The sequence below is a fragment of the Agrilactobacillus composti DSM 18527 = JCM 14202 genome, from assembly GCF_001436375.1.
Lineage (GTDB): Bacteria > Bacillota > Bacilli > Lactobacillales > Lactobacillaceae > Agrilactobacillus > Agrilactobacillus composti.
This window is the reverse complement of the sequence record NZ_AZGA01000002.1, coordinates 207743-229594: the sequence shown is the minus strand read 5'-3', so window position 1 is coordinate 229594 and position 21852 is coordinate 207743. Positions and strand designations below refer to the sequence as shown.

At 41.7% G+C, this 21852-nt stretch carries 22 protein-coding genes and 1 other annotated feature; of the genes, 19 read left to right on the top strand and 3 right to left on the bottom strand.

Annotated features, from left to right (window positions below):
• Positions 1-48: 48 nt before the first annotated feature.
• Positions 49-513 (bottom strand): GAF domain-containing protein, encoded by a 465-nt coding sequence (locus FC83_RS01365; RefSeq protein WP_035453761.1) that lies wholly within the window; start codon positions 511-513, stop codon positions 49-51.
• A 146-nt stretch (positions 514-659) separates the two neighbouring features.
• Between FC83_RS01365 and FC83_RS01360 the strand changes: the two genes are divergently transcribed.
• The 16 genes from FC83_RS01360 (at position 660) to FC83_RS01285 (ending at position 17966) form a co-directional block, all read left to right on the top strand.
• Complete coding sequence (locus tag FC83_RS01360; protein ID WP_057002291.1) at positions 660-2372, top strand: septation ring formation regulator EzrA; 1713 nt, start codon at positions 660-662, stop codon at positions 2370-2372.
• 134 nt (positions 2373-2506) lie between these two features.
• On the top strand, positions 2507-3655 hold the full coding sequence (locus FC83_RS01355) for a cysteine desulfurase family protein (RefSeq protein ID WP_035453766.1): 1149 nt from the start codon (positions 2507-2509) through the stop codon (positions 3653-3655).
• Positions 3656-3681: 26 nt separating this feature from the next.
• On the top strand, positions 3682-4911 hold the full coding sequence (gene thiI / locus FC83_RS01350) for a tRNA uracil 4-sulfurtransferase ThiI (protein ID WP_035453769.1): 1230 nt from the start codon (positions 3682-3684) through the stop codon (positions 4909-4911).
• A 145-nt stretch (positions 4912-5056) separates the two neighbouring features.
• Positions 5057-5707: a redox-sensing transcriptional repressor Rex gene (locus FC83_RS01345; RefSeq protein WP_035453776.1), complete on the top strand. Its 651-nt coding sequence runs from the start codon at positions 5057-5059 to the stop codon at positions 5705-5707.
• Between the two features lie 283 nt (positions 5708-5990).
• Positions 5991-8630: a valine--tRNA ligase gene (locus FC83_RS01340; protein ID WP_057002290.1), complete on the top strand. Its 2640-nt coding sequence runs from the start codon at positions 5991-5993 to the stop codon at positions 8628-8630.
• A gap of 128 nt (positions 8631-8758) precedes the next feature.
• Positions 8759-10063, top strand: coding sequence for a bifunctional folylpolyglutamate synthase/dihydrofolate synthase (locus tag FC83_RS01335; protein ID WP_035453778.1), 1305 nt, complete (start codon positions 8759-8761; stop codon positions 10061-10063).
• Positions 10063-10707 (top strand): HAD family hydrolase, encoded by a 645-nt coding sequence (locus tag FC83_RS01330; protein WP_035453780.1) that lies wholly within the window; start codon positions 10063-10065, stop codon positions 10705-10707. The genes FC83_RS01335 and FC83_RS01330 overlap by 1 nt, the downstream gene beginning before the upstream one ends.
• Positions 10708-10763: 56 nt before the next feature.
• On the top strand, positions 10764-11420 hold the full coding sequence (gene radC, locus FC83_RS01325) for a RadC family protein (RefSeq protein WP_035453785.1): 657 nt from the start codon (positions 10764-10766) through the stop codon (positions 11418-11420).
• A 107-nt stretch (positions 11421-11527) separates the two neighbouring features.
• On the top strand, positions 11528-12526 hold the full coding sequence (locus FC83_RS01320; RefSeq protein ID WP_057002289.1) for a rod shape-determining protein: 999 nt from the start codon (positions 11528-11530) through the stop codon (positions 12524-12526).
• A 75-nt stretch (positions 12527-12601) separates the two neighbouring features.
• A complete protein-coding gene (gene mreC, locus FC83_RS01315) occupies positions 12602-13462 on the top strand; it encodes a rod shape-determining protein MreC (protein WP_035453788.1) in 861 nt (286 codons plus the stop codon).
• 3 nt (positions 13463-13465) lie between these two features.
• Positions 13466-13990, top strand: coding sequence for a rod shape-determining protein MreD (gene mreD, locus FC83_RS01310; protein WP_035453795.1), 525 nt, complete (start codon positions 13466-13468; stop codon positions 13988-13990).
• Positions 13991-14013: 23 nt separating this feature from the next.
• Positions 14014-14685, top strand: coding sequence for a septum site-determining protein MinC (locus tag FC83_RS01305; RefSeq protein ID WP_035453798.1), 672 nt, complete (start codon positions 14014-14016; stop codon positions 14683-14685).
• Positions 14685-15491, top strand: a complete 807-nt coding sequence (minD, locus tag FC83_RS01300) for a septum site-determining protein MinD (protein WP_035453800.1) — start codon at positions 14685-14687, stop codon at positions 15489-15491. The genes FC83_RS01305 and minD overlap by 1 nt, the downstream gene beginning before the upstream one ends.
• A 48-nt stretch (positions 15492-15539) precedes the next feature.
• Positions 15540-15766: a binding site (T-box leader), on the top strand.
• A gap of 62 nt (positions 15767-15828) precedes the next feature.
• Positions 15829-16482 carry an amino acid ABC transporter permease gene (locus tag FC83_RS01295; protein WP_057002288.1) on the top strand — a complete coding sequence of 218 codons (654 nt, stop codon included), beginning with the start codon at positions 15829-15831 and terminating at the stop codon, positions 16480-16482.
• Positions 16483-16494: 12 nt separating this feature from the next.
• Complete coding sequence (locus FC83_RS01290; RefSeq protein ID WP_035453802.1) at positions 16495-17136, top strand: amino acid ABC transporter ATP-binding protein; 642 nt, start codon at positions 16495-16497, stop codon at positions 17134-17136.
• 2 nt (positions 17137-17138) lie between these two features.
• Positions 17139-17966 carry an amino acid ABC transporter substrate-binding protein gene (locus FC83_RS01285; RefSeq protein ID WP_057002287.1) on the top strand — a complete coding sequence of 276 codons (828 nt, stop codon included), beginning with the start codon at positions 17139-17141 and terminating at the stop codon, positions 17964-17966.
• A 44-nt stretch (positions 17967-18010) separates the two neighbouring features.
• Here FC83_RS01285 and FC83_RS01280 read toward each other — a convergent pair whose 3' ends face one another.
• Entirely contained in the window at positions 18011-19396 is a 1386-nt protein-coding gene (locus FC83_RS01280) for an aspartate kinase (protein WP_057002286.1), read from the bottom strand.
• Between the two features lie 197 nt (positions 19397-19593).
• Positions 19594-19710, bottom strand: coding sequence for a DUF4044 domain-containing protein (locus FC83_RS16830; protein WP_081763117.1), 117 nt, complete (start codon positions 19708-19710; stop codon positions 19594-19596).
• Positions 19711-19793: 83 nt separating this feature from the next.
• On the opposite strand from FC83_RS16830, the gene FC83_RS01275 reads away from it, so the two are divergent.
• The 3 genes from FC83_RS01275 to rsmH all read left to right on the top strand — a co-directional run bounded on the left by FC83_RS01275 (position 19794) and on the right by rsmH (position 21840).
• Entirely contained in the window at positions 19794-20138 is a 345-nt protein-coding gene (locus FC83_RS01275) for a DUF3397 family protein (protein WP_035453804.1), read from the top strand.
• Between the two features lie 300 nt (positions 20139-20438).
• Entirely contained in the window at positions 20439-20870 is a 432-nt protein-coding gene (mraZ, locus tag FC83_RS01270) for a division/cell wall cluster transcriptional repressor MraZ (protein WP_057002285.1), read from the top strand.
• Positions 20871-20883: 13 nt separating this feature from the next.
• A complete protein-coding gene (rsmH, locus tag FC83_RS01265; RefSeq protein WP_035451553.1) occupies positions 20884-21840 on the top strand; it encodes a 16S rRNA (cytosine(1402)-N(4))-methyltransferase RsmH in 957 nt (318 codons plus the stop codon).
• The last annotated feature ends 12 nt before the right edge of the window (positions 21841-21852 follow it).

Here is a 21852-nt window from a genome sequence, read left to right as displayed (position 1 = left end):
TTTACTGCTGCATTATTTTACACAAAGGCTAGTGTACCAAAAAACGGCTTAACTAGCAAGATGTTTTGCTAATTTCGTAACGAACATGCTTAAAACTTGTTCATCGGTGGCTGAGAAACGATCTAATAAGGGCGAGTCGATGTCTAAAACACCGATTGCTTTGCCGTTAACGTTGATTGGAATGACCAATTCTGAATTACTGGCACTATCACAAGCAATATGGCCCTTAAATTCATGCACGTTTGCCACACGTAAAGGGGCATTATTGTAAAAAGCCGTGCCACAGACGCCTTGATTATTCTGAATATGCATACAAGCTACGTTGCCTTGAAAGGGACCTAAGTCCAGGTTATCCGTGGCGGGATCATATAAATAAAAACCCACCCAGTTAATATCTTCAAGGCTTTGGTTTAATAAAGCTGCTGCATTAGCCAAGTTGGCCACTTGATTTGTTTCACCGGTCAAGAGGGCGTCAATTTGTTCTGGTAAGATAGAAAGTGTCGTTGTTGTCATGGCGTTATTTCCTTTATATTGGGATTTTAAAGCTTTTGCTATGTTAGGAAGCGGTACAATCTGTTATAATTTATTCTAGATTTTATTCTGATTTTTAGATTTATGCAAATGTTTATTACTTAAGTCTTGGAGGATGTGCTTTTCTTATGTTGTATTTTCTGGTTGGAATTGTAGTATTGGCCTTCGCCATCTATATTTACATACTTATTGCGATGAACTCAAATCGTAAACGTATTCGAATCTTAGAGGCCAGACAATTAGAATTGGCGAACCACCCACAAGATGACAAGATTCAAAAAATCGATGCCTTGGGACTTAGTGGGGGAAGTTTAAACAGTTATCAAAAATGGGCCCAGGCCTATCAAACGTTGACCACCAAAACCTTTGATCAAATCAATGACGATCTTGGCGCTGCGCAAGATCATAATTCTTTGTTGCGCTTTTATCAAAGTAAGCGAGACATTACCAAAGTTGAGTCCGCGTTAGGCAATGCCGAAAAGCAAATGGCGGATGTCTCAGAAGCTTTTGACAAGATATTGGAGAAAGCTAAGGAAAATGAACGTCAGGTTGCCGAATTGCGAACGCAATATGATGCCTTAAGAAAACAATTATTAACCCAGTCGTTTGCCTTTGGGGAGGCATTACCGGCTTTAGAGAATCAATTGACTGCCATTGAGTCAGCTTTTGACAAGGCAGAGCAACAAAAGAATAGTAGTGACTTTTTAGAAGAACAAACAACTTTGGCATCCGTGGCCAAACAGCTAAAAGATCTGGAAGCCAATATGATTTCAATTCGACCATTGTATGCCCAAATCGTCAATAGCTTCACCAGCCAATTGGATGAACAGCAAAAAGGGTTTGATATTTTGCGCAAGCAACAATATCAATTTCCGGGTTTTGATGTGCCTGGTGAAATTGCCAAATTGCGGCGCTTCCAGATGCAAACCTTGCAAATTCTGGCTCAATTAGCCATTCCGACTGCCAAAAAACGTAATGAGGATCAAAGCAAGGCCATTGATCGAATTTATGATGTGATGCAAACGGAAATTGATAGCCACCAATTTGTTGAAGCTGAGCAAGATCGTCTCAGTCAATTTATGGGGCATGCAGCCCATCAAAATAATAATTTATTGGATGAATTGGATCATTTAGATCAAAGCTATATTTTAAATCATGATGAGATGAAAACAGCTGCTGGTTATAAACAAACCATCGGCGAACTGCAAGGGGCTTTTGACCAAGATATTCAAGCTATCACCGAAAAGCGCGCTGTATATTCAATTATTGCTGATAATTTCAAACGTTATCGCAATGAACTGAAGAAAATTGAAACTGTTCAAATTCAGATCCATAACAAACTTGCCGATCTTTATAAAGGTGAGCAGATGGCCTTGGAGAGCCTTAAGGAGTTTGAAGTTGCCATGCGCAATATTAAACGCCGGGTGACGCAATTTAATCTACCCGGGCTACCTAAGAAGTATTTAGATTTTTATTATGTGGTCACCGATGAAATTAAACAATTACATACGGATTTAGACCAAGTGAAGATTGATTTAGATGCCATTACCAAACAATTGATTTTAACGTCAGATGATATTGATAAATTGAAGCAGCAAACTGAAGATTTAATTGATGCTGCTTCAATAGGCCAACAACTGTTGCAGTATGCCAACAAATACCGCAATGAAAATACAGATGTTGCCAATGCAGTCAGTGATGCCACCCGTTTATTTAATATCGATTATGATTATCCTGCTGCCTTGGACAAAGTGAGTAGTGTCATTGAAAATGTGGAACCTGGGGCTTATAAACAAATCGAGGATAGTTATTATAAGCACAAAACAGATGCTTTAATTTAAATATTAAACTAGTGTAGACTTGAGTTCCGTGTACTTTTGGGCTCAAGTTTTTTGTATGGAAATTTTCTGCCTTGTTATTTAGTGGCATTTTGTTATAATTTGTAAGTAAATTTGCACGTAGAAGAGGAATGCTGATGATTTATTTTGATAACAGTGCCACGACGAAAGTGGCAGATTCTGTTTTAGATACGTATGTGAAGGTCAGTCAGAATTTTTTTGGCAATCCTTCCAGTTTGCATGCTGTAGGACAAAAAGCAGATGATTTGCTGGAGCAGTCGCGACAACAAGTCGCTGATTTGATGGGTGTCAAAGCTAGCGAAATTTATTTCACCAGCGGCGGTACTGAAGGGGACAATTGGGTGATCAAGGGAACAGCTATGGAAAAAGCCCCCTTTGGCAAACACATTATTACGTCCCAAATTGAACATCCTGCGGTAATCAACTCAATGAAACAATTGGAAAAGCTTGGGTTTGACGTCACTTATTTACCTGTCAATAAGGCAGGCTTCGTGTCACCTGAAAGTTTAGCTGCTGCTATTCGCCCCGATACGATCTTAGTATCAATTATGGCAGTGAATAATGAAATTGGGTCGGTGCAACCCATTCACGAAATTGCCAAAGTCCTAGCCAAACATCCAACTATCCATTTTCATGTGGATGCCGTTCAAGCAATCGGCAAGGGCTTTGACGCGTTATTACGGGAACCTCGGATAGATTTCTTGAGTTTTTCCGGCCATAAATTTCACGCGCCTAGAGGCATTGGCTTTGTCTATGCCAAATCTAAGCGGGTTTTTCAACCGCTTTTGACTGGGGGCGGCCAAGAAAAAGACATGCGCAGTGGGACTGAAAACACACCGGCCATTGCGGCCATGGCCAAAGCTTTGCGGATTGTTTTGACGGATGAAGCTAAGAAGGTTGCCCAACAATTAGCCATTAAACGCCATTTGCTGGCACACCTACAGACCAAAGAAAATATCGTTATCTTTTCACCAGATGCCGCAAATTTTGCCCCTCATATTCTGTGTTTCAGTATCCCTGGGGTGCGGGGGGAAACAATCGTCCATGCTTTTGAGCAAAAGCAGATCTATATTTCCACTACCAGTGCCTGCTCTTCTAAAAAGGGCGTGGAATCCAGTACCTTAAAGGCCATGGCGATTCCGAATCATATTGCCGAAAGCGCAGTACGGATCAGCTTAGATGACCAAAATACTTTAGCCGAGGCTGATGAATTTATCCAAGCCTTTGATGAAATTTATAATCATTTTGCCAAATTATACGTCTAGCACCTAAATACAAGAGGAGTGAATTAATGGAATATACAGAAATTATGGCCCGTTATGGGGAGCTATCAACGAAGGGAAAAAACCGCAAAGATTTTATCGGTCGCTTAAATGGCAATATCACCAAAGCTTTGCGGCCCTTCACGGCAATTCGCATTCATCCTAAGCGCGATCGGATGCATATTGTGTTAAATGGCGAAAGTGCTCAAGATGTTATGACTGCTTTGGATCGGGTTTTTGGGATTCAAACCTATTCACCAGTGATCCGGATTGAAGCAACTGACTTTGAACAGGTCAAAGCCGTGGCCTTAGAAATGGTGAATGAAGCTGCACCTAAAGCAGGGATGTCCTTTAAAATTAATACCCGGCGTTCTAACCACGAATATCCGTTAGACACCAATGATATTAATTTAGCGCTGGGGGACTTTATTTCTGATGCGCGGCCAGACTTAGTTGTGAAGATGAAACAACCAGATGTCAAAGTACGGGTAGAGGTGCGACATGATGGTTTTTATTTATCTTATTTGACCGTTCAAGGCGCATTGGGTCTGCCAGTGGGCACCGCGGGTAAAGCCGTGTTGATGTTATCTGGCGGTATTGATTCGCCAGTTGCCGCTTATCTGGCTTTAAAGCGCGGGGTGGCCATTGAAATGGTCCATTTCTTCAGTCCACCGTATACCACTGAAAATGCTTTGAAGAAGGCTAAAGAATTAACGGCTAAAGTTGCCGCTTATGCGGGCCCTGTGACATTTATCCAAGTGCCATTCACTGAGATTCAAGAAGAAATCAAAGAAAAGGTCCCAGAAGGCTATTTAATGACCGTGCAACGCCGCTTTATGTTGCGTTTGACAGATAAAATCCGTGCCCAGCGTGACGGCCTAGCTATCTTTAATGGCGAGTCGGTTGGCCAAGTCGCGTCACAAACACTGAGCAGTATGGCCGCCATCAATGATGTGACCACCACACCGATCATTCGGCCCGTGGCCACGTTAGATAAAAATGAAATTATCGATATTGCCCGTAAGATTGATACGTTTGACCTTTCAGTACAGCCCTTTGAAGATTGCTGTACCATTTTTGCCCCACCACAGCCAAAGACCCATCCTAATTTAGAAAAAACCAGACACTATGAACAAGCCCTAGATGTCGACGCTTTAGAAGACAAAGCCATGGCTAATTTAACAATTAGTACCATTCAAGTAGGGGATAAGTTCTTAGGCCAAAATGCGGATGCCGCCGAAATTTCACAATTGCTGTAATTTTTTAATATATCGTAACCCAATAGCCGTCAGGTTATTGGGCTTTTTTGTTCAGTCGTGAAAGTCGAGAAAAGTTGCCGTTGTCAGCGCTTTCACTTTGTGCTATGATAGTGTGTGAAATAAAATACAAACTGGAGCTGTTGTCATGAAAAATAAACCAGAATTGCCCAAGGCAACTGCAGAACGGATCCCGATGTATTATCGCTATTTACAAATACTCGAAAGCAACCAAGTTAAGCGAATCAAATCACAAGAGTTGAGTAAAATTGTACAGGTGCCATCAGCGACGATTCGCCGGGACTTTTCTTATTTTGGCGAATTAGGCCGCAGTGGTTATGGGTATGATATTTACCTCTTAAAAGAAACCTTTGCCAAAGTTCTAAACGTCAAACAATTAGAGCAGATCGCGTTAATTGGTGTGGGGAACTTAGGGATGGCCTTAATAAAAAATAATTTTCGTCGCAATCCGAACCTGCAGATCACCGTGGCTTTTGAAAAGAATCCCGAATTGATTGATACCATTGTCACCGGTGTGCCTATTTATGATATGAACATGTTGTTGCAAAAAATCAAAGAAAATCAAATTACCACGGCTATTTCAACGGTACCCAGTGCCCATGCTAACTCGGTATTGCAACAATTAAGCCGTGCCGGGGTCAAGGCAGTGTTAAACTTTGCACCAGAGCGCCTAGATGTTCCAGAAGGGATGACGGTCCGTTACATTGATTTAACCTCAGAGTTGCAAACGTTGATCTATTTATCAGATTACCAACAAGAGGCAGTTGACCAAATCTAGCTGACGCTTTATAATGAAAAAAATGCAATGATCAAGAGCGGTTCGTCTAAATGATGGCTTAGAGAAGGGGATGCTTGGCTGAAACATACCCTATTTTTTTAGATATGACTGGTAGCTTGGGAGCTGGTGGACTGAAATAAGTAAGTTGACCCGGGATTAGACCGTTATCTAATTGAGTTGGGTTTTTAATGACCAAGCTAGGTGGTACCGCGAAAGCATTCGTCCTATGTATATAGGCGAGTGCTTTTTTGTTCATTCAAAAATAAAGGAGTGTCTTGTTTTTATGGAAACTAAAATGTCTACAAAATATGATCCAAAACAAGTCGAAGCGGGTCGTTACGACACATGGTTAAAAGAGGGCATCTTTAAACCCAGTGGCGATCAAAAAGCGAAACCGTATTCGATTGTTATTCCACCGCCAAATGTGACTGGGAAGCTACACTTAGGCCATGCCTGGGACACGACTTTGCAAGACATGTTGATCCGGCAAAAACGCATGCAAGGGTATGATGTACTTTGGTTACCCGGGATGGATCATGCCGGTATTGCCACACAGGCCAAAGTAGAAGCCAAGTTGCGCAAACAAGGCATTTCAAGATATGACTTAGGTCGAGACAAGTTTATTGAACAGGTTTGGGAATGGAAAGATGAATTCGCCCAAACTATTAAAGATCAATGGGCTAAGTTAGGGTTATCTTTAGATTATTCTAGAGAACGGTTTACCTTAGATGAAGGCCTATCAAAGGCTGTTCGGAAGGTTTTTGTGGATTTATACAATAAGGGTTTAATCTATCGCGGGGAATATATTATTAACTGGGATCCGGAGTTAAAAACAGCCCTGTCTGATATTGAAGTAATCCATAAAGATGACGCTGGCGCGTTATATCATGTGCGTTATCCATTAGCTGATGGTTCTGGGGACATTGAAATTGCCACTACCCGACCTGAGACAATTCCAGGGGATACGGCTATCGCTGTTTATCCTGGGGATGAACGTTATAAAGACATGGTAGGCAAGGAAGCCATTTTGCCATTGTTTGACCGTAAGTTAAAGATTATTGAAGACCATTATGTTGATAAAGACTTCGGGACTGGGGCCGTTAAAATTACCCCAGCCCATGACCCTAATGACTTCCTAGTGGGTAATCGCCATGATTTGGAACGGATCAATATCATGAATGATGATGCCACGATGAACGACAATGCTGGCAAGTATGTGGGGATGGATCGGTTTGCTGCTAGAAAAGCAATTGTTGCTGATTTAAAGGCAGCGGGCTATTTGTTGAGTATTGAACCCATCACCCATAGTGTGGGTCATTCTGAACGTTCTGATGCTCAAGTTGAACCAAGACTATCTACGCAGTGGTTTGTGAAGATGAAGCCGTTAGCTGATGCGGCATTGGCCAATCAAAAGACATCAGATCGGGTGGACTTTGTACCGCCACGGTTTGAAAACACCTTTACCCAATGGATGGAAAATATTCATGATTGGGTTATTTCCCGACAATTATGGTGGGGCCATCGGATTCCTGCCTGGTATCAAAAACAGACGGGTGAAATTTATGTGGGCATGACTGCGCCAAAGGATGCAGAAAACTGGGAACAAGACCCTGATGTCTTGGATACATGGTTCTCCAGTGCCTTATGGCCATTTTCGACCATGGGGTGGCCAGACACCAATGCCCCAGATTTCAAACGCTACTACCCAACAAATACCTTGGTAACCGGCTATGATATTATTCCTTTTTGGGTAGCTCGAATGATTTTCCAAGGGTTGGAATTTACGGGAGAACGACCATTTAAAGATGTTTTGATTCATGGCCTGATTCGGGATGAACAGGGCCGCAAGATGAGTAAATCTTTAGGTAATGGGATTGATCCGATGGATGTGATTGATAAGTATGGGGCAGATGCTTTGCGCTGGTTCTTATCAAACGGGTCCACACCTGGTCAAGACACGCGTTTTTCATATGATAAGATGGATGCTGCTTGGAATTTCATCAACAAGATTTGGAATGCCAGCCGTTTTGTGTTGATGAATTTAGCAGACACGCCGGCACCGGTTCAAAAACCTGACGTCGCTGATTTTGATTTGGCAGATAAATGGATTTTTGCGCGGCTCAACAAAACCATCAAAGATGTTACGCGCTTGTTTGATAGTTTTGAATTTGGTGAAGCTGGTCGGATTCTTTATAATTTCATCTGGAATGATTTTTGTGACTGGTATATTGAAATGAGCAAAGAAGTATTGTCCAGTGCTTCAGAGACTGCGAAGACCCATAAGCGCTATAATTTAGCGTATGTTTTAGACCAAATCCTGCGCTTGATGCACCCAATCATGCCATTTGTCACGGAAGAGATTTGGCAAGATATGCCCCACGCCGGGGAATCTATCAGTTTAGCAGCTTATCCCACGGTCACAGCAGACTATGATAATGATGCTGCCGTAGACCAGATGAGTGTTTTGATCAACGTCATTCGCTCCGTGCGTAACATTCGGTCAGAAGTCAATGCACCATTGTCAGCACCAATTGACATCCTGATTAAAACAGCCAATGATCACATCACTGAGATTTTAAAGAGCAATCAAGAATATATTGAACGCTTTGCCCATCCTAAGACCTTGACCATTGGGACAGATGTCGCTGCACCAAAATTGGCTAAAACAGACATTATGACCGGGGCTGAAATCTTCGTGCCATTAGCTGAATTGATCAATATTGATGATGAAATCAAACGACTTCAAGGCGAAGCTGACAAGTGGCAAGCTGAGATCGATCGGGTGGACAAGAAGTTGGGAAATACCAATTTTGTGAACAAAGCGCCTGAAAAAATTGTACAAGCAGAAAAAGATAAGAAAACAGATTATCAAACTAAATTAGTGACGGTTCAAAAACGCATCAAAGAACTGGCTAATCAATAAAGTGAATCAAAGCCGACCGCAAATCAATTTTTGGGTCGGCTTTTTTGTCGGGGACATGCCTTTCAATTAAGCCGGGTCCATGGTAGATTAATATTAATCGTCAAAATTTCAAATGTAGAGGCAAAAGCATGGAAACCTATGAAGACGCAGTAAACTATATTCACGCAAGGCCTAAGAAACATCGCACCCCAAGTTTGCATAATATGCACCAGATTTTAAAGGCCATGGGGGACCCACAAAAGGGATTTAAGGGTATTCATGTCACTGGGACCAATGGTAAGGGGTCAGTGACGCAAATGTTGACACAACTTATTTTGAGTCAAGGTTTTAAGACAGGGACCTTTATTTCGCCGTTCATTACCCGGTTTAATGAACGGATTCAAATCAATAACCAACCTATTAGCGATGCTGATTTATTATATTGGACCAAGGCGGTTGTTGCTGCCAGTGACCGGCTACAAGCGCAAGATCCTAACTTTAGCTTGCTAGAATTTGAATTGGTCACTACGATTATGTTTTGTTATTTTAATGCCCAGCAGGTAGACGTGGCGGTCATTGAAGTGGGAATCGGTGGCGCCCATGATAAGACAAATGTCTTTACCCCATTGTTATCTGTTGTCACAACTGTGGGCTTAGACCATGTACAGCTCATTGGCCCCACTTTAGCAGATATTGCCATTGAAAAATCTGGAATCATCAAGGCCAAACGGCCAGTGGTGGTGGGAGTGGTCAAACCAGAAGTATTGGCTATTTTAACTGCTAAGGCCCAACAAACCGATAGCCCTTTGTTGCGTTATGGCCGGGACTTCACAGTGGCCAACGTCACCACGAATCCGGATTTTACGCAAAGTTTTGATTATCAAACGCCCGATGAGAACTTCAAAAAAATCGTGATCAATAATATTGCCCCCTTTGAAGTGGACAATACGGCCGTAGCCCTTAAAGCATTTCAACTGTTTACCGCTATGATGAAACGCGCTTTTGACCTGGCCACGGTTAAGGACGTGTTAGCCCAGTATCAATTGATTGGCCGGGCTGAGTTAATCAGCCAAGAGCCTTATATCATGTTAGATGGGGCCCATAATCCCCAAGCCATCCAGCGCTTGCTGGAAACCTTACAACAGGATTTTGCCCAAGTGCCAATTCGCTTGGTGGCAGCTTTCATGAAGGACAAAGATATTGCCACCATTTTAAAATTGCTCCACAAACAACCTAACTTAGAATTATATTTAACGACCCTAGACATGCCCCGAGCTGCCAAAGAAGCCGACTTGAAGCCATATATGGCTCCGGGGGATAAGTATTTTGAACCTTGGCAACAGAGTTTTTTAGAAGCCTATCATAATACATCGGCAGATGAATTGATTTTAATTGCCGGTTCTATTTATTTGATGTCTGAAGCAAGACGCTATCTCACAAAAGGAGACGAATAATGTATAAAGGGATTATTTTTGATATGGATGGTTTGATGTTTAATTCGGAGCGCTTGTATTTACAAGCCAACTTAAAAGCCGGAGTTACAATGGGAATCCCAGTCACCGAGGCTGAATATCAAGAGCTGGTAGGCGCTTCAGAAGTAGAGGCTGAAAATTTTAACAAAAGTCATTTTAAAAATACCCAACAACAGGCTGAATTTTTTGCTTTAACCGAGGACTATGTCTTAGACTTAGTTCAGGCCGGCGAATTACAAAAGCAACCCGGGTTAGATGCGTTATTGACCTATTTAACCGCTGGAAAAATCCCCAGTGTGATTGCCTCTAGTAATAATCAACGCATGGTCACGGCATTTTTGAGTTATTTTGGGTTACAGGATTATTTTCAAGGGATCATCACCCGGGAGCAGGTTTCGGCCAGCAAACCAGATCCGGCGCTTTTTATAAAGGCCCAGCAAGTCTTAGATTTGCCGAAAAGTGACTTGTTGATTTTAGAAGATTCCTTTAACGGTATCAAAGCCGCTGAAGCAGCAGGGATCGATGTGGTCATGATACCCGATTTATTACAGCCAACGGCGACCGTTCAACAACAGACTAAGGCAATTTTGCCGGATTTAGCTCAAGTTATTACATTGCTGCCATAATGTGCGGTGATTCTTGTTTCTTTCACGTAATGTAAAAGAAACAGGAGATTTAAATCATGACACATATGCAGCCTAGGGAAAGAATTCAGACTTATGGGGTAACTACACTATCGGATCAAGAATTATTAATGGCGCTTTTGGCCAGTGGCAGTCGTGACCAATCAGTGACCACGATTAGTGACAATGTTTTAAAGCACTTCGGTAGTTTGGCCAACCTTCAGCGAGCGAGTTTGGCAGATCTATGTGCAGTTGGGGGTATAGGACTTGCTAAGGCCGCTTTGATTCAAAGTGCCATCGAGTTAGGGCAACGGGTCAACTTGGCTCAGACACTACGTCAGGGGGCAATTTTGTCTTGTGAAGATGCCGGAAAATGGATGGTGCAACATTTCCGTGGTAGTGTGCAAGAACACTTGGTAGCCATTTATTTAGACACCAAAAATCAAATTATTGATCATCGCATTATTTTTAAAGGTTCGTTGAATGCTTCGGTGGTTCACCCCAGAGAAATATTTCATACCGCCGTTGCTGTATCTTGTTGTCGCTTTATTATTTGCCACAATCACCCCAGTGGCGACCCAACCCCATCTAAAAATGATATTACATTTTCAAAACGGTTGGCGCAGTGTGGTGAAATAATGGGCATAGAATGTTTAGACCATATTATTGTGGGTCGAGCCAATTACGTGAGTCTTTTCGCACAGGATTTAGTGTGAATTTATAAATTAAAGAATATTACGTTGATGTATTATTTTTTTATTGATGACCTTATGTTATAATTTGACTTGACTTAAAAGAGATATGACATGAGGAGAGAATCGATTTGTTTGGAATCGGAACGAAAAACATCGGCATCGATCTAGGAACGGCCAATACATTGGTCTACATCGATGGTAAAGGCATCGTATTACGTGAACCGTCCGTGGTTGCCAAAAACGTTAAAACTGGCGATGTATTAGCTGTGGGTACCGAGGCTAGAGATATGATTGGCCGGACCCCAGAAAGCATCGTCGCCATCCGTCCCATGAAGGATGGTGTCATTGCAGATTATGATACAACTGCTGCGATGATGAAATATTTTATTGAAAAAGTAATTGGAAATAGTAAACCCTTAGTAATGGTTTGTGTCCCAAGTGGTGTGACAGAAGTTGAAAAGCGTGCCGTGATTGATGCTACTAAAATGGCGGGTGCCAAAGAAGCTTATGTGATCGAAGAACCATTTGCAGCAGCCATTGGTGCGGGCTTGCCAGTGATGGACCCGACTGGCAGTATGGTTGTGGACATTGGTGGCGGGACGACCGACGTGGCTACAATTTCACTTGGTGGGATTGTGTCCAGTCGTTCTATTCGCATGGCTGGTGATCGGCTTGATGAAGCCATCATTAACTATATCCGTCAAAACTTCAACTTATTGGTTGGGGAACGTACCGCTGAACAAATTAAGATCAATATTGGCTCAGCTTCTATTGAAAAAGCCGCTGATATTGAAAACATGACCATCCGTGGCCGCGATTTATTGTCTGGTTTGCCTAAAACAATTGATATTGAAGCGACAGATATCGCCAAGGCAATTCATGAGATCGTTGAAGAAATCAATGCGGCAATCAAGGAGACGCTTGAAGAAACTTCGCCTGAAATTGCCGCAGATATCATCGACCATGGGATTGTTTTAACTGGTGGTGGCGCCTTATTGAAGCATATTTCAGAAGTGATTTCTGACTCAACTGGTGTGCCCGTATTCATCGCCCAAGATCCACTAGATTGTGTGGCCATTGGGACAGGCGAGTCACTCAAAAATATCGATGTCATGAGACGTCATTAAAAGTAGGTGCGGGCATGAGGGGATTCTCACCCGCATTTCTATTTTTGACCGTTAAAATTACGTACGAGGTTTAATATGTCCAAATTCTTTTCAAATAAAAAGCTTATTATTTTGTTAATTACAATCGTCGCCATGATTGGCTTGATTGCGATTAGTATTAATGTTAAGGATCGTCGGGATACGCCGCCTTTGGTTCAACAAATTGGCAATGATGCTGCGGGTGTTGCTAGCTCAATTATCAGCGCCCCAATCAACAGCTTACACACTGGCTTAACCGCAATGGTCAACTTGGTGAATACATACCAAGACAATGAACAACTGAAGCAACAACTGGATACATTAGATCAAGTAAAAGAAACCAACGCCACCCTTCAACGGGAGAATAAATCTTTGAAGAAGCAGTTGCACTTGAATGCGACTTTGACAGATTATAAACAAATTGACGCTGCGGTCATTACACGCTCACCGGCCACTTGGCAAAACCAAGTTGTTATTAATAAGGGTCAAGTCAACGGGGTAGTTAAGAATATGCCAGTCATGGCTGGATCTGGGTTATTAGGCCGGGTGGTTGAAGTTAATAAGACTAATTCAAAAGTTGAGTTGATTTCGACCAGTAATAAGGCGACCAACAGTTTTGCCATTGAAGTACGCTTGAGCAGTGGCAAGTATTTGGATGGGATTGTTTCTGGCTATGATGCCAATAAGAAACAATTAATTATCAGCCAGTTGGATAACACTGATGGTGTCAAAGCTGGCGATGATGTCACGACATCTGGACTTGGTGGCTTAACGCCTCGGGGCTTATTTGTGGGCAAAGTGACGGCAATTCGTAAAGACGATTACGGCTTGACGAATTCGGTTTATGTGAAACCTGCGGCTGATATCAATGACTTTACCGTGGTGACCGTCATTGATCGCACGGTTGAAGGAGAGTAGTTCATGACAGTATTGGCAAAGCAGCGATTGAAATGGTTTGTGCCAACTTTTTGGGTCGTGGCTTTTTTATTAGACGGCATCATCAGTTACACCTTTCAAGGATTTTTATTTCAATATCCGGTTATGATTTCCACACAGCTATTTTTGATGGCAATTGTGCGAACTGTCTACCGCTTTCCAGAAGCACGCTGGCTCCTTTGGGTGGCACTGATCATTGGTTTATTTTACGATAGTTTTTATTCTGGCATCATTGGCTACTATACTTTCTTGATGCCGGCTGTGGTTATTTTCGTGCGGTGGATCACCAATTATCTACCAGATTCACCACTTTTTCAGGGGACAGTCTATTTGCTGGTTTTAATTGGGGTTGAATTCTGTTTGTTTTTATTGAACAGTTTTTTTGGTAATATTGATGATTTCTCAATTTTTATCACCTATGATCTCGGACCAACAATCGCTGTGAATACCTTATTGTTTGCCGCACTTTATTATCCGCTGACGCTATTGATCAATAAAGTATCAGACTGAACTTAGAGGGGAATTTTGAAAATATGGACAGTGTCATTTTAAAGGGCCGTAAAAATGGTTATGAAATTACTTTGAATGCCAGCGCAAACTTTGATGATAATATGGTTGATTTGAACCGACTACTAGAGAAATTATCAGAGGCTGAGCAAGAAAGTGATAGCGATTTGGGCTTTTATTTAAAGACCGGTTCACGTTTACTAAATGACGCTCAAATGAAACGAATTTACGATTTATTTGATAAATATAAAGGTTTTTCAATTGCTGATTTACAAGCAGATGTCGCCGATTTGGCGGCTATTGCGGCGGCTGAAAAAGTAAACCATATCCATGTGGAGATGGCAACGATTCGTAGTGGCCAAGAGGTTAGCTATGAAAGTGATGTCTTATTTTTGGGCAATCTTCACCCTAATGGTGTCTTGAAAAGCCGTGGCAATATTTTTGTCATGGGTGATTGCAGTGGCATTTTGTGTGCGGGTTTTCCCGATAATGAAGATGCGATCATCGTGGGCGATATTTCCAATGTACCTCAAATTCGCATCAGTGATACAGTGGAAATCATCAATAAAAAAAATCAACAATTTTCAAAGAGTACAGTTGCTTTGATCAATGACTTGCATGTATTAGACTTTGATACACTGGATCATTTATCGAGTTTGAGACCAAAGTTATATCGAAAAATGGAGGATAACTTATAGTGGCAATTTCATTAGTAATCACCTCTGGAAAGGGTGGCGTTGGTAAAAGTACAACTGCGGCCAATCTAGGGACTGCTTTGGCATTAATGAATCGGCGGGTGTGCATGATTGATTTAGACATCGGCTTACGGAACTTAGATGTGATTATGGGCTTAAGTAATCGTATTATTTACGATATTGTGGATGTGGTCATGGGTCGGGCCCAACTGCATCAAGCTTTAGTAAAAGATAAGCGTTTTGATGATAAGCTATACTTACTGCCAGCAGCCCAAAATTCTGATAAGAATGTGTTGACGCCCGCGAATGTTGTGGATATTGTTAACCAATTACGACCGGATTTTGATTACATTCTCCTGGATTGTCCTGCTGGCATTGAGCAAGGCTTTCAAAATGCTATCGCTGGGGCAGACGGTGCCATTGTCATTTGTACACCAGAGATCCCTTCAGTCAGTGATGCGGATCGGGTCGTCGGTATTTTAGAACAAACTGACATGAAATTGGCGCCGCGTTTAATCATTAATCGAATTAATCGACAAATGATGAATTCTGGCGATACCATGGACGTGGATGAGATCACTAAGCATTTATCCATTGGTTTATTGGGGATCGTTTTTGAGGATAGTAACGTGATTTTGGCTTCTAATCGCGGTGTACCAGTGGTGATGGATCCTGAAGATAATGCCAGCCAAGGTTATCGGAATATTGCCCGGCGTGTTTTAGGGGAGTCAGTACCCTTGATGACCTTAAAAGAACAAAAGCCGACATTTTTTCAGAAATTATTTGGTCGACATCAACACAAACATTAAAATACCTTGACAGTTTTCTCATTTTGGTTTAACATCTTGCTATATTAAATAATCGCTTTGATTAGGACAAGTAAGCTTATTCATCTCATAAAAGAGAGATACTGGTTGCTGGAAAGTATCAGATGGTAAGTCGAACACACACCTAAGAGCTTGATTTCTGAATTTTAGTAGGTTATCACGGTCGAACCCCGTTAACGTTGCAGTTTTTTAACTGTTTGAGGTGTTTATCATTAAACACAAACTTGAGGTGGGACCGCGTTTATAACGCCCTCTTGGACATTAATTTGTTCAAGGGGGCGTTTTTTATTTTTAAGTTTAATTTAGGAGGAAGTGCACTATGGATGGCGTTTTGAAATACATGTTAGAGATTTTACCCTCTTTATTGCAGGGGACGAAATTAACATTAGGTTTATTTGCAATTACTTTGGTTTTGGCTTTGCCAATTGGGGCTTTGGTCAGTTTGGGCTTACGCTCTCGGTTTAAACCAATTCAATGGATTTTAAAATTTTACGTTTGGCTCATGCGGGGGACACCTTTATTACTGCAATTAATTTTTATTTTTTATGGTTTACCTGTCTTGCATATTTATTTTGAACGGTTCAGTGCCGCCGGTTTTGCCTTCGTATTAAATTATGCCGCTTATTTTGCGGAGATTTTCCGGGGTGGTTTTCAGTCTGTCCCAGAAGGCCAATTCGAAGCGGCGCGAGTTTTGCGCTTAAATTATAGTCAAACCATTCGTAAAATTGTATTGCCCCAAGTTACCAAGATCGTATTGCCTTCAGTGGGTAATGAAGTGATCAACTTGGTTAAAGATTCATCTTTGGTTTACGTGATTGGGCTGGGGGATTTATTACGAGCCGGCAATGTGGCTATGGTTCGAGATGTTACTTTGGTGCCATTGCTCATGGTTGGGGCCATTTACCTGGCGTTGACAGCCCTGTTTACTTATTTATTACGTAAAGTTGAGCAACATTACAGCTATTACCACTAGGGGGATTCGAATATGTTAGAAGCAGCAAATATTAATAAAAGTTTTGATGGGACCCAAGTTTTGAATAATATTTCTTTAGAGGTCGATACGGGTAAAATTTTATGTATCGTAGGCCCCAGCGGTGCGGGGAAAACCACTTTATTGCGGATCATCACGGGCTTAGAGAAAGCAGATACTGGCCAATTTAAAATTGACGGCAAAGCTTTTGATCCTGAAAGTAATACCACCAATGAAGCAATGATCGGTGTGGTTTTCCAAGATTTTCGTTTGTTTCCGCATTTAAATGTATTAGAAAATATTACCTTAGCCCCACAATTAGCTTTACATCAATCCAAAGCTGAGGCTAATGCCAAAGCCAAAGAGATTTTGACCCAGTTAGGGTTAGAAGATAAGGCTGATATTTATCCGTTTCAGCTGTCAGGGGGCCAAAAACAGCGGGTGGCCATTGCCCGGGCTTTGGCATTAAATCCCAAAATTCTATGCTACGATGAACCAACCAGTGCCTTAGATCCTGGCTTGCGGGAGAGTGTCGCGCAGTTGATTGAACGGCTCAAAGCCCAAGGGATGACCCAAATCGTGGTTACCCATGATATGGAATTTGCCCAAAATATTGCGGATAAAATATTAACGGTTAAACCGAATCGGGAGGCGTAATGATGACCCGTTCAAGAAAAGTGATAGCCTTACTCTTTGGGTTAATGCTAGCACTGGTGTTGACCAGTTGTGGCCGGGTCAATAACAATCAAGATAGTTGGCCGACGCTGCAAAAGCGGGGGCGGATTATTGTTGGCCTGGATGATAGTTTTGTACCCATGGGTTTTCGAGCTAAAAATGGGGACTTGCAAGGCTTTGATATTGATTTAGCCAATGCCGTTGGGAAAAAGTTGAATTTAAAAATGGATTTTCAAACCATTGACTGGAACATGAAAGAAACAGAATTGAAAAATCATACCATCGACTTGATCTGGAATGGCTATACGGTTAACCCAGAGCGGGAGAGTAAAGTTTTATTTAGCAAAACTTATTTGAATAATCGCCAGATTTTAGTTTCTTTGAAGAAAAATAAGATCAATAATTTCAAAGATATGCAGGGGAAGGTCTTAGGGGTTCAAAACGGGTCTTCCGGCCAATCTGATTTAGATGGTCAGCCGAAATTATTGAAACAGTATATTAAAAATCAAAGTCCGATTTTGTATGAGAACTTTAACGAAGCCTTCATCGACTTGAATGCTGGTCGGATTCAGGGCTTATTGATTGATCGGGTTTATGCCGATTATTATATCGCCCATCAACAGGATAAAAATGCCTATAATAAAGATACCGGCAGTTTTGCCCCTGAACATTTTGCGGTGGGGATGCGTAAAAGTGATGTTGAGTTGAAACATAAAATTGATGGTGCTTTAGAAGCACTTTATGCTGATGGGACAGTTCAAAAAATCAGTCAAAAATGGTTTGGTCAAGATGATACTGTGCCAATTAAATAGAGACTAAAAATGGCCGCCAATTTGTTTGGCGGCCATTTTTAAGGCTATAAGATGCCATCCATGAGGTGGACAGGCTTATGGTTGATAAAAGTGTCATATAAGCTCTTAACGGCTTGGTCAGCGTCAGAATCCCGAATCCCAATGGTGATGGAAACTGGGGAGGCACCGTGGTTTAGCATGACAATTGAAACGTTAGCTGCAGCAATACTAGCTGTGGCAGCTGCCATCGTACCGATACGATCTTGGATGCCTTCGCCTACGATCATCACCATGGCATAGTTATGGGTAATCTGAAAGTCATCGGGATGAATCTCAGACTCGATGCGGCTTTGAATCTTAGCTTCTAAATCCGGCGTTAACTCCCGACTGCGGATAATAATGGTCAAATCATCGATCCCAGAAGGCATGTGTTCATATGAAACACCAAAGTCAGCTAAAATTTGCAATAATTTTAAAGTAAACCCAACTTGTTTGTTCATTAAATATTTCCGCAGGTAGATGCCGGTGAAACCACTGTCACTGGCAATACCGGAGACAATATTTTTTTGATCAATCGGTTTTGTTTCCGAAATTAAGGTGCCCGGCAGATCAGGATGGTTGGTATTTTTGACCACCACGGGGACCTTCCCTTCAATGGCGGGAATCAAAGCTTCATCATGGAATACAGAAAAGCCGGCGTAAGATAATTCACGCATCTCTTGGAAAGTGAGGTGGGTGATTTTACGAGGATTTGGAATGATATTGGGATTGGCCGCATAAATAGCATCTACATCTGTAAAGTTTTCATATTCTTCAGCTGCCACAGCCTTGGCCACAATGGCCCCAGTAATGTCTGAGCCGCCTCTTGAAAAAGTACAAACTTCCCCAGCCTGATTGTAGCCAAAGAATCCGGGAATAACTAATGTCTTCGTGTATTCTGACAGACCTGCTAATTGTTTGTAACTGAAATCTAAAATCTGGGCATCATTGGGCACGTCTGTTACCATCAGGCCAATATCTTTGGGGTTCATATATTGGGCAGGGATACCTTGATGATTGAAGACAGCCGCCACTAATTTGGCATTGTTATTCTCCCCAGCAGCTTTAAAAGCCGCCATCTGGTAAGCCCGACTTGGGAAAACCTGGGTCGCTAACTGTTCAATACCTGTAATGATGGGTTGTAATTCGCCTTCAGGCAGGTTGAAGTGTTCCCCAATGGCCCGATAGCGTTGAATGATTTTGGATTGGATACCGGTGGGATCTTCGTTATTAATAACCGTGTTGCAATATTTAATTAAAAGATCGGTAACCTTTGTATCATCTTTGGTACGTTTACCGGGTGCGGAAACCACCACGATTTTCCGTTTTGGATCAGCTTTAATGATATTGATCACCTTTTGGAGCTGACCACCGCTTGCTAAAGAACTGCCACCGAATTTTGCAACTTTCACAATACTAGCCTCACATTTATAATGAATATTTTCATAGATTTTAATCTGATGTTAAGAATATCAAAAAAAACGTGATACATCAATTGCTAAATTGATTAATTTCCTGAGAATGATACATTTATAAAAAAAGAAACATTGCCGGGCCATGTTTTGACCGGTACAATGTTTCAAGGTGTGTTGATTTTAAATGACGTCGCCTACTGGGGCATCAACTGAACGATTGCAGTGACCACCATACTGCCAACTGTAATGATCAGCATGGCCCAAATGACAACTTTAATGATTTTTGAGAAGGTACTTTTTTCTTTTTTCATGGGTTACCACCTTGTCGAAATTACGTACAACAGTCTACTATAATTATAGCAAGATTGCAAAATTAATTAAGGAGAACTTAAAGGTGAGATTAGTAGTTGCTGGTATTATAATACCTTGGATCGGCTTAGTGATAGGTCTGGTTATCCGGCGCATGTTAAAAGACACCAAATATAGGCTGCGATTGGCTGATTTTTTACCGGTGTTTAATGCGGTTGGCGTCCAGTTGATCAGTTTGGGACATTTAAAGATCTCAATGTGGGAAATATTACTCGTGGTCATTTTATGCCTGGGGATTTTCCTAGCGCTTTTTCAGGCGCTGGTGGACCATGAGCTTATTTTAAAACGATATTTTAGATATTTGTGGCGGCTGGTCTTTATTTTGACCACGATTTGGTATGTGGTATTCCTAATATTACTGATTTTCTAAAGATTTTCTTAAGAAAGCAGGCCTTGGCCTGCTTTTTTACGTGGTGCAAATTCCCGTTTGGTGTTTTCATATTCTATAAAATATTTATATAAATTTGATATTTTTTGATGATAATACTTATTTTTCTATCATAATATACAAAATAAGATATATTAGATTAATAAAACGGACAAACGTTGTCCCACCGGGGATGGGACCAGGTGTTTTTTTTGAAAAATTAGTAAATATGGTGGTCATTTTGTGGTAGATAGTGGGGTATTGTGGTAGACTGAACTAGTTGGTAATAGCGAGGTGAAGGGCATGTTGCTTGGTGAGTATCGGCATAATTTAGACACAAAAGGTCGTTTGATTATTCCAGCAAAGTTTCGTAAGGAATTAGATGAACAATTTATATTGACCCGGGGTTTGGATGGCTGTTTATTCGGTTATCCCATGGCCCAATGGCATGTGTTAGAAACTAAGCTGACCCAACTGCCCTTAACGAAAAAAGACGCTCGGGCTTTTGTGCGTTTTTTTTACGCCGCTGCTGCAGAGCTGACCTTTGATAAACAAGGCCGGATCAACATTCCCCAGCCATTGTTAACTTATGCTAACCTCACCAAAGAATGTGTTTTGGTGGGTGTTTCTAATCGCATTGAAATTTGGAGTGCCACTGCTTGGACGCAATTCGATGCACAAATGACGCAAGATTTTGATAAAACAGCTGAAAATTTGATGGATATTGATTTTTGAACGGAGGTGGATAATGGCGACTTTTAAACACAAAACAGTACTTTTAACAGAGACGGTCAAGATGTTAAACATCGATCCAACGGGTATTTATGTGGATGCCACCCTAGGTGGGGGTGGACATACCAAGCTAATTTTAGATGAGCTGACAACTGGCAAGCTTTATGCCTTTGATCAAGATCAAACCGCCATTATCAATGCTCAGAAAAACTTACCTGAGGTCATTGCCACGGGCAAGCTGGTTTTAATGCCCACCAATTTCGCGAATCTAAAAACAGCTTTAGCGCAAAAAGAGGTCCAGCATATTAATGGGATCGCCTATGATTTAGGGGTATCTTCACCCCAATTTGATAATGCTAAGCGGGGATTTAGCTATAAGTTAGAAGCCCCTTTGGATATGCGCATGGACCAAAGTCAGGATTTAACAGCGCAAAAAATTGTTAACGAATGGTCTTTTAACGACTTGCAAAAGATAATTTACCGTTATGGGGAAGAACGATTTGCCAAACGGATTGCCCGGGCTATTGAGAAACAACGGGCTCAAGGGGAAATCACTACGACGACCCAATTGGCCGAAATTGTCAAAAACGCCATTCCAGCTGCCACTAGACGGACTGGTGGGCATCCTGCCAAGCGGACCTTTCAAGCACTACGCATTGCGGTCAATGATGAAATGGCAGTTTTACGCAGTTCTTTAGAACAAGCCATTGATTTATTAGCACCAAAAGGCCGGATTGCCGCAATTACTTTTCAGTCTTTAGAAGATCGAATTGTGGCTGAAACTTTTAAAAAATATTCAAGATTACCAGATTTACCAAAGGGCTTACCGATCATCCCAGATGATCAACAGCCAACGTTAAAAATGATCACCAAAAAGCCGATCATCCCTGAATCCGATGAGCTTGAAGAGAACCATCGTGCCCACAGTGCGCGATTAAGGGTTGCAGAAAAAAATATGGCCTCACATCATTAATTTCAGTTCGGG

What these genes read in the sequence shown, in the direction of transcription:
- FC83_RS01365 (WP_035453761.1), bottom strand. Translation starts at nt 513, where the DNA reads ATGACAACAACGACACTTTCTATCTTACCAGAACAAATTGACGCCCTC.
- FC83_RS01360 (WP_057002291.1), top strand. Translation starts at nt 660, where the DNA reads ATGTTGTATTTTCTGGTTGGAATTGTAGTATTGGCCTTCGCCATCTAT.
- FC83_RS01355 (WP_035453766.1), top strand. Translation starts at nt 2,507, where the DNA reads ATGATTTATTTTGATAACAGTGCCACGACGAAAGTGGCAGATTCTGTT.
- thiI (WP_035453769.1), top strand. Translation starts at nt 3,682, where the DNA reads ATGGAATATACAGAAATTATGGCCCGTTATGGGGAGCTATCAACGAAG.
- FC83_RS01345 (WP_035453776.1), top strand. Translation starts at nt 5,057, where the DNA reads ATGAAAAATAAACCAGAATTGCCCAAGGCAACTGCAGAACGGATCCCG.
- FC83_RS01340 (WP_057002290.1), top strand. Translation starts at nt 5,991, where the DNA reads ATGGAAACTAAAATGTCTACAAAATATGATCCAAAACAAGTCGAAGCG.
- FC83_RS01335 (WP_035453778.1), top strand. Translation starts at nt 8,759, where the DNA reads ATGGAAACCTATGAAGACGCAGTAAACTATATTCACGCAAGGCCTAAG.
- FC83_RS01330 (WP_035453780.1), top strand. Translation starts at nt 10,063, where the DNA reads ATGTATAAAGGGATTATTTTTGATATGGATGGTTTGATGTTTAATTCG.
- radC (WP_035453785.1), top strand. Translation starts at nt 10,764, where the DNA reads ATGACACATATGCAGCCTAGGGAAAGAATTCAGACTTATGGGGTAACT.
- mreC (WP_035453788.1), top strand. Translation starts at nt 12,602, where the DNA reads ATGTCCAAATTCTTTTCAAATAAAAAGCTTATTATTTTGTTAATTACA.
- mreD (WP_035453795.1), top strand. Translation starts at nt 13,466, where the DNA reads ATGACAGTATTGGCAAAGCAGCGATTGAAATGGTTTGTGCCAACTTTT.
- FC83_RS01305 (WP_035453798.1), top strand. Translation starts at nt 14,014, where the DNA reads ATGGACAGTGTCATTTTAAAGGGCCGTAAAAATGGTTATGAAATTACT.
- FC83_RS01295 (WP_057002288.1), top strand. Translation starts at nt 15,829, where the DNA reads ATGGATGGCGTTTTGAAATACATGTTAGAGATTTTACCCTCTTTATTG.
- FC83_RS01290 (WP_035453802.1), top strand. Translation starts at nt 16,495, where the DNA reads ATGTTAGAAGCAGCAAATATTAATAAAAGTTTTGATGGGACCCAAGTT.
- FC83_RS01285 (WP_057002287.1), top strand. Translation starts at nt 17,139, where the DNA reads ATGACCCGTTCAAGAAAAGTGATAGCCTTACTCTTTGGGTTAATGCTA.
- FC83_RS16830 (WP_081763117.1), bottom strand. Translation starts at nt 19,710, where the DNA reads ATGAAAAAAGAAAAAAGTACCTTCTCAAAAATCATTAAAGTTGTCATT.
- mraZ (WP_057002285.1), top strand. Translation starts at nt 20,439, where the DNA reads ATGTTGCTTGGTGAGTATCGGCATAATTTAGACACAAAAGGTCGTTTG.
- rsmH (WP_035451553.1), top strand. Translation starts at nt 20,884, where the DNA reads ATGGCGACTTTTAAACACAAAACAGTACTTTTAACAGAGACGGTCAAG.